Source organism: Streptomyces sp. NPDC007189 (assembly GCF_040703635.1).
In the GTDB taxonomy this organism is placed as follows: domain Bacteria; phylum Actinomycetota; class Actinomycetes; order Streptomycetales; family Streptomycetaceae; genus Streptomyces.
On record NZ_JBEYEY010000035.1, the window covers coordinates 21,117 to 32,868 of the forward strand.

At 68.0% G+C, this 11,752-nt stretch carries 5 protein-coding genes and 1 pseudogene; 4 read left to right on the top strand and 2 right to left on the bottom strand.

The window, feature by feature from the left end:
• The first annotated feature begins 94 nt into the window (after positions 1-94).
• Positions 95-7,045 carry a polymorphic toxin-type HINT domain-containing protein gene (locus AB0950_RS38440; protein ID WP_366780579.1) on the top strand — a complete coding sequence of 2,317 codons (6,951 nt, stop codon included), beginning with the start codon at positions 95-97 and terminating at the stop codon, positions 7,043-7,045.
• Positions 7,046-7,075: 30 nt separating this feature from the next.
• Complete coding sequence (locus AB0950_RS38445) at positions 7,076-7,384, top strand: hypothetical protein (RefSeq protein ID WP_366780580.1); 309 nt, start codon at positions 7,076-7,078, stop codon at positions 7,382-7,384.
• A 69-nt stretch (positions 7,385-7,453) separates the two neighbouring features.
• Here AB0950_RS38445 and AB0950_RS38450 read toward each other — a convergent pair whose 3' ends face one another.
• Positions 7,454-7,789: a trypco2 family protein gene (locus AB0950_RS38450; RefSeq protein WP_366780581.1), complete on the bottom strand. Its 336-nt coding sequence runs from the start codon at positions 7,787-7,789 to the stop codon at positions 7,454-7,456.
• Positions 7,790-7,923: 134 nt separating this feature from the next.
• Between AB0950_RS38450 and AB0950_RS38455 the strand changes: the two genes are divergently transcribed.
• Together AB0950_RS38455 and AB0950_RS38460 are read left to right on the top strand one after the other, a co-directional pair.
• Positions 7,924-9,018, top strand: coding sequence for a hypothetical protein (locus AB0950_RS38455; RefSeq protein ID WP_366780582.1), 1,095 nt, complete (start codon positions 7,924-7,926; stop codon positions 9,016-9,018).
• Between the two features lie 642 nt (positions 9,019-9,660).
• A pseudogene (locus AB0950_RS38460) lies at positions 9,661-9,897 on the top strand (hypothetical protein).
• A 326-nt stretch (positions 9,898-10,223) separates the two neighbouring features.
• Here the strand turns inward: AB0950_RS38460 and AB0950_RS38465 are convergent.
• Positions 10,224-11,576: an RNA-binding domain-containing protein gene (locus AB0950_RS38465; RefSeq protein WP_366780583.1), complete on the bottom strand. Its 1,353-nt coding sequence runs from the start codon at positions 11,574-11,576 to the stop codon at positions 10,224-10,226.
• Positions 11,577-11,752: the final 176 nt, after the last annotated feature.

Genomic DNA, 11,752 nt, shown 5'->3' on the forward strand with positions numbered 1-11,752 from the left:
TTCACCTCTGCACCGGTTGTGTGCGACGTGCAACGCTGTTCTGACGAGGGGTCAACCGATGTCCGTGTGGGGTGGGAAGCGGCGCCGCAGCCGCGTGCGCAGATCCAGTTGGGTCGTCTTCCTCGCCGTGGGATCCCTCTTCGCCTCCGCCGCCTCGGCCGACGCGGACGCGGTGCACGCTTCCGCGCATCGGCATGCCTCGGCACCGCATGTGCACGCCGCACCGGCGGTGAAGGGCGTCAAGCCGGTGGCGACGCACTTCGCCAAGCCGCATGACCAGGCCACCCGGCGCTACCGTCCCACCGCGACGACCCTGCCGGCGCCGCAGACCGCGACCCTCCCCGTCGCCGCGGCGCACAAGGCGCTCGCCGCAGGGCACGCTTCGAGCCACGTACCGTTGTCGATCGAGCAGGTCGCGCCCAAGCGCGGCCGTTATGCCGGGCCTTCCAGGGTCGACGTGGCGGTCAAGCCCCGCGCACAGGCCGAGAGGGCCGGCGTTGACGGCGTCCTGTTCACCCTCGCCCCCTCCGGAAAGCGCCGGGGCAAGGCCCTGCTCAGCGTGGACTACTCGGGCTTCGCCCAGGCCTACGGCGGCGACTTCGGCTCTCGGCTGCACCTGGTGACGCTCCCCGCCTGCGCGTTGACGTCACCGCAGCGCGCGGCCTGCCGTGCTCAGACGCCCCTGCGCTCGAAGAACGACACGCGGACCAAGTCGGTCTCCGCCTCACTGCCCCTGGGCACCGCGTCCACCGGCTCATCGATGATCGTGATGGCCGCGGTGTCCGGATCGGGCGGCGGGGATGGCGGGGGCCCGTCGGGTTCCTACGCGGCAACCACACTGAAGCCCTCGGGCTCGTGGTCCGGTGGCGGCACGTCGGGTTCGTTCACCTACTCCTACCCGATGTCCGTTCCTTCGTCGGCGTCATCGCTCACCCCCAAGCTGTCCCTCGATTACGACTCGGGCTCGGTGGACGGGCAGACCGCGGCGACCCAGGCGCAGTCCTCCTGGGTGGGAGACGGCTGGAGTACCCCGCAGTCATTCATCGAGCAGTCCTTCGTCTCCTGCAGCGACAGCCCGGAGGGCACCGCATCGCCGGTCTCGACCTCGGACGAGTGCTACGACGGCCCGATCCTCACGCTCTCCCTCAACGGATCGACGACCTCCCTTGTGTGGGACTCCTCGAAGAACGTGTGGAAGCCACAGAACGACAACGGCGCCGTCGTCGAGCACGTCACCAACTCGAACAACGGCACCGGCACGTACAACACCGACTACTGGACGGTGACCGAGCGCGACGGCAAGGTCTACTCCTTCGGCCGCAACCACCTGCCGGGCTGGGCCTCGGGGAAGGCGACGACGAACTCCGTCGACACCGAGCCGGTCTACTCGGCACACTCCGGCGACCCCTGCTACAGCTCGTCCGGGTTCACCTCCTCGGTGTGCACGATGGCCTACCGCTGGAACCTGGACTACGTCACCGACGTCCAGGGCGACGCGATGTCCTACTACTACAAGCAGGACACGAACTACTACGGCGAGGACAACGGCGCCCACAACGTCTCCTACGTCCGCGACTCGCACCTGGACCACATCGACTACGGCTTCACCGACGGAAACGCCTACGGCACCGTCCCCGACAAGGTCCTCTTCACCACCGGCGACCGATGCGTGTCAGGCACCTGCGACCCGCTGAACTCCACGACCAAGGCGAACTGGCCGGACGTGCCCTACGACCTGGTCTGCGCCTCCGGCACGACCTGCACCGCGCACAGCCCGTCGTTCTTCTCCACCGTACGGCTGACCTCCGTCACCACCGAGCAGTACGCGGCCGGCTCCTCCTCGTACGCGAAGGTGGACACCTGGTCGCTGACCCAGACCATGCCCACCTCCGGTGACGGCAACGCCACCCTGTGGCTGTCCGGCATTGCCCACACCGGCCAGGACACCGCCGGCGGCGGCAGCACCACGCCCATCACGCTGCCCAGCGTGTCGTTCACCGCGGTGGATCTGCAGAACCGGGTGGACACCGTCACCGACGGCCTGCCGCCGCTGGACCGCTTCCGCGTCTCCTCGATCACTACCGAGACCGGATCCGTGATCGGAGTGCAGTACACGCGCACCGCGGCCTGCTCGGCCCCAGTAACCGTCACCCCGTCGTCGAACACGTCCTCCTGCTACCCGGTGTACTGGACCCCTCAGGGCTACAGCGCACCGATCCTGGACTGGTTCAACAAATACGCCGTCAACAAGGTCACCCAGACCGACCCCACCGGCGGTGCGCCCACGACGGCCACCTCCTACCAGTACGCCAAGCCGGCCTGGCACTTCGACGACAACGAGGTCGTGAAGAAGAAGTACCGCACCTACGGGCAGTGGCGCGGCTACCAGGACGTCAAGACCCTCACCGGTGACGGCGTCAACGACAAGCAGACCCTGGACGAGACCACCTATTACCAGGGCATGTCGGACGACAACAACACCACCCAGGTGAATCTGACCGACTCCCAGGGCGGCACCCACGAGGACCTGAACCAACTGGCCGGGCAACCGCTGGAGGCCACCTCCTACCTCGGCAACGGCGGCCCGGTCGATCACTCCACCATCACCTCCTACTGGGTCTCTCCCGCCACCGCCACCCGCACCCGCTCCGGCCTGCCTGACCTGACCGCCAACGCGGTGCAGCCGGTCGAGACCTGGAGCCGGCAGGCCTTGACCGACAACGGCACCACCACCTGGCGCATCAACGAAACCGACACCGCCTACGACGCCACGACCACGGACGCGGACTTCGGTCTACCCACCGTCCAGTACAGCCACACGGTCCCCGAGTCCGGGGCGTACGAGCGCTGCACCACCACCACCTACGCAGCCCCCAACACCAGCGAGAACCTCGTCGGCCTAGTCGCGAGCACGGAAACCGACTCGGTTGCCTGCGGCGGTTTCACCGAGGGCAGCACCAGCAGCGTTCCAGGCTCGGTCAACACCCTGACCACCCCCCTCAGCGTCAACCGCCCGGACCAGGTCGTCTCCGCCACCCGCACCTTCTACGACGACCAGACGATGGCCACCACCTGGCCTCAGCCGGCCTCCCCCACCTTCCCGCAGACCAGTGCCCCCACCAAGGGCGACGCCTCGGTCACCCAGCGCGCCTCCGACTACAGCGGCAGCTCCTTCACCTGGCAGACCACCAAGACCCAGGTCTACGACTCCCGCGGCCGGATAACCGCCGCGTACGACGCCAACGGCAAAAAGACCGCAACCGCCTTCACCGACGACGCCTACGGCTCGACGACCGGCACCACCACAACCAACCCCCTAAGCCAGAGCATCACCACCACCCTGGACCCAGCCCGCGGCCTGCCCCTCACCACCACCGACCCCAACGGCGTCGTCACTACCGTGCAGTACGACACCCTGGGCCGCACGACCAGCGCATGGCTGGACTCCCGCGCCACCACTAGCCCGGCCAACTACACCTACGCATACACCGTCTCCAACAACGGCATCACCGCGGTCACCACGAACAAGCTGAACGACTCCTCGGGCTACCAGACCTCCACGACGCTCTACGACGCGTTGATGCGGGTCAGGCAGACCCAGACCGGCACCCCACAGGGCGGCCGTCTGGTCACCGACACCTTCTACGACACCCGCGGCTGGAAGTCCGCGACGTACAACGGCTGGTGGGACTCGGCAACGACGCCCAACACCACCGTCGTCTCCGCCGCGAACCTCAAGGACGAGGTACCGAACCAGGACTACTTCACCTACGACGGCCTCGGCCGCACGGTGATCGACCTGTCGGAGAAGGACAACGTGGAGGTCTCCCGGACCACCACCGTCTACAACGGCGACCGCACCACCGTCATCCCGCCGTCCGGAGGCGTGACCAAGGCGACCGTCACCGACCCCCTCGGCCGCACCACCGAACTCGACGAATACACCAGCACCCCGACATTGAACACCCCGACGGACACTTTCACCGGCACCTGGTCCGTCACCGGCGGCACCACCCAGGCCACCACCTACGGCTACGACAGCCACGGCAATCAGAACAGCGTCACCGCCGGTGGCAGCACCTGGAGCAGCACCTATGACCTGCTGGGCCACGTCATCGCCAAGCACGACCCCGACGCCGGCAGCAGCACCCTGAAGTACGACAACGCCGGCAACCTGCTGCAGACCACCGACTCCCGCAACAAGACGATCAGCTTCACCTACGACGCTCTGGGCCGAAAGACGGGCGAGTACGACGCTCCCGTCACCGGCCAGGCAGCGTCGAACGAGCTGGCCTCCTGGGTGTACGACAACTCCGACAACGCCGTCACCGGCATGAAGTACGCCATAGGCCACGTGACCACGGAGACCGCATACTCGGGCGGTGCCGCCTACGTCACCCAGGCCAAGGGCTTCAACGTCTTCGGCGAGTCACTCGGCGAGACCGTGACCATCCCTTCGTCCACCGAGGGCAGCACGCTCGGCACCAGCTACACCTTCCAGCACACCTACACCAGCACGACCGGACTGCCGTTCCGCGACATCTACCCCGCAGCCGGCGGCCTGCCCTCCGAGACCGTCGGCCACACCTACTCCGGCTTCCTCGACCTGCCCTCCGGACTGGGCAGCACCTCCGGTTACGCCCAGACCACGGCCTACGACGCCTTCGGCCGGGTCCAGCAGGAGACCATCGGCATGGGCTCCAACGAGGCGTGGATCACCAACACCTACGACCCCCACACCAGCAAGCTCACCGACCAGCTGGTGACGCGCTCCACGGCCACACCCACGAACGTCGACGAGCAGGCATACACCTACGACCCGGCCGGCAACATCACCAAGCAGACGTCCACCCGGCTCGGCTCCACGTCGTCCACCGAGACCCAGTGCTTCCAGTACGACAAGGTGGACCGGCTGACCCAGGCCTGGACCGCCACCGACTCCTGCGCCGCCACCCCCTCCAGCACCGACTCCTCCACGGTCGGCGACGCGCTGGACACCAAGGCCGCCTACTGGACCTCCTGGAGCCTGGACGCGCTCGGCAACCGGACCAGCGAGGTGCAGCACTCCACCACCGGTGGCACCGACACCACCACCACCTACACCTACAACGGCAACCTGGCCAGCCAGCCCCACACGCTGACCTCGACCGACACCACCGGCGGGTCGACCTCCAGCACCAGCGCCACCTACGACAGCGCCGGCAACACCCAAACCCGTACCACCCCCGCCAACGGCACCCAGACCTTCACCTGGGACGACGCCGCCCGTCTCACCGGCATCACCGGTGGGACCCACGGGGACAGCCACTACCTCTACGACGCCGACGGCAACCTCCTGCTGCAGAAGGGCCCGTCCAACACGATCCTCTACCTGCCCGGCGAGCAGCTCACCCTCGACACCAGCAGCGGCACGGTCAACGGCGTCCGCTACTACACCCTGCCCGGCGGCGGCCGGGCCGTGCGCACCGGATCCACCGCCAGCGGCAGCACCAGCACCTACACCTTCGAGATCCCCGACCAGCACGGCACGGCGGGCCTGTCCCTGGACTCCACCGCCCAGACCCCCACCTGGCGCGAGTTCACCCCCTACGGCGCACCCCGCGGCACCACCGTCACCTGGACCGACAACCGCGGCTTCCTCAACGGCCCCACGGAGGCGAGCACCGGCCTGAGCATCCTCGGCGCACGCCAGTACGACCCCACCACAGGCCGCTTCCTCAGCCTCGACCCCCTCTTCGAGGCGACCGACCCCCAGCAGATGGCGGGCTACGCCTACGCCGCTGACAACCCGGTCAACCAGGCTGATCCGACGGGGCTGTGCCCGGCCGATCTGTGCGGCGTCGGCTACCCCATCGGCGGCACGGGGACCAGCCCCAGCAACCCCACTCGCTACGTCGACACCGGGCCCGTCGACCCGGGCGATCCCAGCGCCGGCTACTGCCACTACGGCTCATGCGGCCACACGCACTACATCAGCTATGGCAGCGGCAGCGACGGTGGCGGCGGTTCGACCAGCAGTGAGACGCCCCAGGCGCCGCACAGCAAGGGCACGGCATGGTGGAAGGGCACCGTGTCCTTCCTCGGCGACGCCGGCAAGTTCCTCTACCACGCCTCCGGAGCCGCCGACGTCGTCGGCTGCGTGGAGAACCCCAGCTGGGGAGGCTGCACCAAGGCCGCCTTCATGGTGGTGCTCACCGTCGGCACGGGCGGCGAGGACGAAGTCGTCATGATGGGCGCCGACGCCCTCGAAGACGGCGCAACCGACCTGGCCACCTCAGGCGACGAGCTCACGGCCATCGGCTGCAAGCTCAGCTTCAGCCCGTCGACCCGCGTGCTGATGGCTCACGGCAAGACCGAGGCCATCGCCAAGATCAAACCCGGCGACAAGGTCGAAGCCGGCAACCCCACCACCGGCAAACACCAGGGCCCACGCACGGTCCAGCACGTGTGGATCAACCACGACCACGACCTGCTCGACGTCACGATCCGCACGGGGGACGGCCACACCGCCACCGTCCACACCACCGCCAAGCACCCCTTCTGGGACAACACCAGGCACGGTTGGGTCCTTGCCGGAAAGCTCCACCAAGGTGACGCTCTCAGCACGGTCACCAACGGCCACGTGTACGTGATCACCACCCACACCATGCCGGGCGCGGCAAATCGGTGGAACCTGACGGTCCAGCAACTCCACACCTACTATGTACTCGCAGGCTCGACGCCGGTGCTCGTGCACAATTGCACAAAGAACCAGGGGATTTATCTCTTCCGTGATCAGGCCAATGACGGCAAGCTGTACGTTGGGAAGACCAATAACTTCACGAGGCGCATTGGCGAACATATGCGAAAGGGTCGTGTATCGTCGCCCAACTGCGTTCTGACAATCCATGTGTGTGGTGGTGACGATGAGATGTTTGCCGCTGAGGACGAATTGAAGACGAGACTGGAGGACAATGGTTGGGATTTGTCTAACAAGATCGAATCTCCGGGGGCTAGAATCCGTCAGAGGGACGGTGATCAGCTAACGCTGTTTGATTACCCGTAGCATTTGTACATCGATCTAAAGAGGTTGGGTTTGACTGAGCATGCAGTCATCGTGAAATATCAACTGAGCGGTGATGGATTCGGCTCCGAGCAGGAACGTCAAGAGGTGCGACGCATGGAGACGCAGTTGCGTACCGCAATTGACCAGGCAGGGGTCGGGGAGTTCGACGGTGACGAGTTCGGTGGGGGAGCGGTGACCATTTACACTTACGGCCCAGATGCCGACGCGCTTTTCGCCGCCGCCAAGGATGCGCTCAGGGGCCTCCCGCTTCGTCCTGCAGTCGCAGTTCTCCGGTATGGCGAAGGCGTCGATGCCCAGGAGGTTCATGTAAACCTGTAGTCAAATAGTACTTGACTTGCCTGGTGGTATCGGAGCACGTCGAGGAGTGGGCGGAGGAACTGGCCTCGCTCACTTCGAGGTGGGACAGGGCAGGTCTCCCACCTCGCCGCGGTCACCGATCCGCACCCGCCGGCCGACACCCTGCGGGGAGTCGTCGTCGGCGACGTCCAACGTCACGGTCAGCCGGTGGGTCGTCGCAGCGGAGCGCTCACCACGCGCCTCACCGGAGACCACGAACGCCTTCACCCCGCCGCTCGCCGCAGCCGTCTTGCGGATCTCAATGCCCAGATCCAGCACGATCTCCTTGACCGTGAACCGGATCGCCGCGTCCGCCCCGTCCTGCTGCGCCGCCGTCAGCCCGGCGCGCACCGCCTTGATCGCTTCGGACAGCTCCGTCTCGTCCAAATCCCCTATTCGCCTGACGCAGCGCCAGTCTCCTCCTGGACAGGACTCGACGAAAGATCGCCTCCGGCCAGGCCACGCGCCAGAGTTGGGAAAAGGGGGTGCCGGTGTCAGTGCCCGCGATCACCATGGGGGTCGTGGACCCACTGCTCGCCGCACCCGCGGCTACCCCACGGCCGCTCCCAACTCAGCTGCCGCGCCGCCAGCCGGCGCTGAACCCGCTGGCCGCACCGTTTCCGGCGCTGGTCACCGTCGCCGACAGCTGCGCCTTGGTGGTGGAGGCCTGCTACACGCTCAAGCACGGCAAGCCGCAGGACCTGATCTCCGCCCTGGCCGGCACCGGCCGCGCGAACACCTTCATTGCCACGCATGTCCCCGGCGAATTGCTCGAGCATCTGCCTCGCGTCGCCGCCCATTACCAGGTCCCGCCGGACGCGGCGCTGCGGCTGCTCGCCGGCGGCATCCTCCCCGCCACCCGCGCGGTCGACCTGGAGATCCGCGACCACCTTGCCCCGCGCACCCGTCATCTGCTGCGCGACGACCCCGAGCTGCCCAGACGCCACCGCGGCGACCCTGATGACGCGCCCACCATGGCGCTGGCCGAACTGCTCGCCCCCACGGTGATCGTCACCCAGGACAGCGTCTTCGCCCGCTTCGGCCTGGCAGTCAACCCCGCCCAGTGGATCGAGACCGCCCAGGGACTGCTGCGCGCGGTCGGCCTCGAAGCCTCCTACGCCGACGCCCTGGTCGTCACCGAACTCGTGCTGCGCCTGGCCTGGGAAGGCGCAGCCGGCCTGGTGACGGCCGCACAGCGGCACCCGGTGCTGACATTGGCAGGCGTGGCGGCGGCCGCGTGGCTGGCCCACCGTGCCGGATACCTGGACCGCGGCCGCTGGCGCTCCGGCGCGGCGAAGGCCTATGAGATCGCGCAGCCACTGCTGGCACGCTTCGGCGAGGCCGCCCTGGACCACGTCCGTGTCCGCGACGCGCTGATCGTGGTCGACCCGCCGACCTACCCCACCCCCGAGCAGCTGGCCGCGCGGCACCTCGCCCGATGCGGCCGCGCCTTGACTCCAGCGCAGCTGCGCGATGCTCTCGCCGCGGGCGGCCACCGCATCCCCGCGACCCGGCTCAAGCGCGCCATGACCGCCCACCGCGGCTTCACCCGCCTGCCCGGCGACCACTACACCATCGGCCGCCCCTCGCAGCTCCCGCGCACCGCACCGGCGTAGAGGGGACTTGTGCGAAGACCAGCCGACCGGGGCCGGCATACGGCACGGGCCCGGCCCCGACAGAGTCGGAGGGCCGGGCCCGGCTCGCACACGTAGCCGAAGACCGCCACGGTTCTTCGCGGCTCCTGCGCGCGGGCGGCTAGCTGGCCGCGCGCACACGGGCACCGGGGCTCACCACCTGCTTGTCTTTGTCTCGGCCGTCTGCTGAAACGACCGGGTGAGCGTGACGCACTACGGGACTTCGGGACACGCTGCCACTTCTCCCGGGTCACAACTCCCGGGATTCGGCCGCCTCCAGGCTCCTCACGCTGCGGCTGTGCAACCGCCGTCCCTCATTCCCAGACGACCGCCAGTGTGGCCCGGCCTCGTCCAGACGGGAGCCAACCACAGCGCCTTCACCGAGCCAGGCAACACCCCACGGCGAGACCGGACCAACCACCCTGTCGAGCGACGCCGCACCACCCGTCAGGCGGCGTCATGGATGGAGGTCCGCGAACGGCGAGCCGGCCGGGGACCACCGTGGTGGGGGCGACCACAGGCCCGACCATGAGGCCGACCTCGCCCGGTGCGACCCGCGACCGCGGCGCCGGACCGGGCGTGCCCGAAGCGACACGTGCTTCGAACAAGCGATCTAATACCGGTATGGACGTGACCGACTTCCCCGACGACCTGGTCTAGACGCAAGCCGCCTGGAACGCGACCTACCAAGCGCTCGCCGCACCCCGGCCCCGCGACACCGCCGCCCTGCGCCGCCGCCTGATGCTCCTGTCCGTCCGGCTGTGGTGGCACCCCTACTGGGAGACCGTCCCGTCGGTGCCGGCGGCACGGTCCGAGCTGCGCCACCTCGCCCGCGCCCACGGAGCCGTCCGGGCCGCGTGACTGGTCGTCCCCATCGACCAGGAGCACGAGGTTGCGGGAAGGGTTGCGCCTATCTGTTGCGCTGGGGGGTTGCGCTAGGTGTTGCGCGGCCCGCAGGACCGTCCCCGTGTCCGCGCAGGTCACCACGCTGGTCCGGCCGTGGTCGGGAGGCCGACATCCCCTCTACGCCCCCGAGTCCACGCCCCACAGCAGGAAGACAAAGAGAAAGTGGGTGGGTGGGACAGGTCCCGGGCGGCGGGCGAGGGGATCGGGCGCCGCTGGTGCCCTTCGCGCGCGACGGCGGGGCCGCGCGCGAAGCCGGGCAGACAAGTTGCCGGGCTGGCCTGCTACTGCCCGGCCTGTAGCCGTTTGCCCTTCGCCTGCAGCTTGGCCGCGCTCACTCGGTCTCCATCGATGAACGGATTGACGGTGACATCCAGGCCGAAGAGCGCATAGATGTAGCGCAGTGCTTCGTAGGCGTCGCGTTCCGGGTCTCCCAGGGCCCTCCAGCTGTGATTCCAGTCATCGCTCGTGGCCATCTCGGTGGAGCCCCAGAGCGGGAAGGCCGGGTCCTCACCGGAGGCGAGCACGCGCCCAGGCGGTCGGGCGAAGTCCAAGGCGACGATCCGGTGCGTCCAGGCACCGTCGACGAGGGGCAGGACGTGCCGGTCGACCAGCCGGAAATACTCCAGGGCGATCTCGGTCAGCACGAACACGTTGATCCTGCGCACGCCGCTGCCGTCGTTGTACCGCTCCATCGCCCAGCCGAGCATCTCCGCGGTCGCTGACACGGCCCCGGTGACCGCGCCGTCCGACTCGACCAGTAGTCCGCGGCGGGGAGCGTCGGCGAGCAGGAGACCGCCCTCACGAGGTGCCGGACGTGTGTAATCCGAGGACCAGTTGAAGGCATGGGTACCCCGGAGTGTGTCCTGGTTGCTCAGGACGTCGCGCAGGCCGCCGTCGGCGTACATGCCGGGGACAAGCCCGCGCGGGTGATCGGGCACGCTCTGGAAGAAGAGGACGGGCGCCTCCTCCAGCTTCAGACCAGCGCGCAGGACTTCCCGGACTTTCACGCGGTCTGCGGCAGGTGCGGGCGCCGGCGCCGTGGCAGCGGCCGTGGACCGTGCACGCAGGCCGTCGTTCAGGAGGCGGTATACCTCGTCCTGCGGGAGGAAGGCCGTGGTGTCGCCGTTGCGGATCGGGATGGTCCAGCTGTTCTTGATGAACTGGCCGTTGTCGGTGATGCCCCGGGTGACCATCGCCCACCGGTCGGCCTCGGGCAGCGGCGGTACCTCGATCACGAAGTAGTGCCCGGTTGCCTCCGGGTCGCCCTCGGGGTGGTCGTACCAGAAGAATTTGACCTTGATCAGCGGGCGCACGTACTCGGTGAGGACGTCCTTGTAGGAGTCGGTGTTCACCAGCTTCTTGTCGAAGGGCGTCGCTTTCTCCGCCACCTCGTAGAGCTCGTTCGGGCGCTTCTTCGCCTTGAACCCGCACACGAGCAGGCCACCGCCGGCGTTCGCGAAGGCGGCGACGTCCTTCGCCAGCTCGAACTTGCCCTTATCGGTGCTCAGGTCGTACGGCCCATTCGGCGAGATGCTCTTGAAGTCGACCCACTCGCTCTCCGGCGTGCCCTTGATCTCGTCCGGCTGCTGCGCGGCGAGATAGGAGACGAGTTGGACCATGCTGTCAGCGGCCATGTCGATGGACCCTACGCGCTCGTGGGGTGCAGGCGGAGGCAGATATCCACGGCAGAACCATCCAGGGAGGGTCTACCGTTGCCTATTGACCTTGAATGCGTGATGTCGTCATGGTGGCTGGCGTCGGAGACCGGTGCCGGTGAGGCAGCCGTCGAGGACGTCGTGGCGGTACTGAA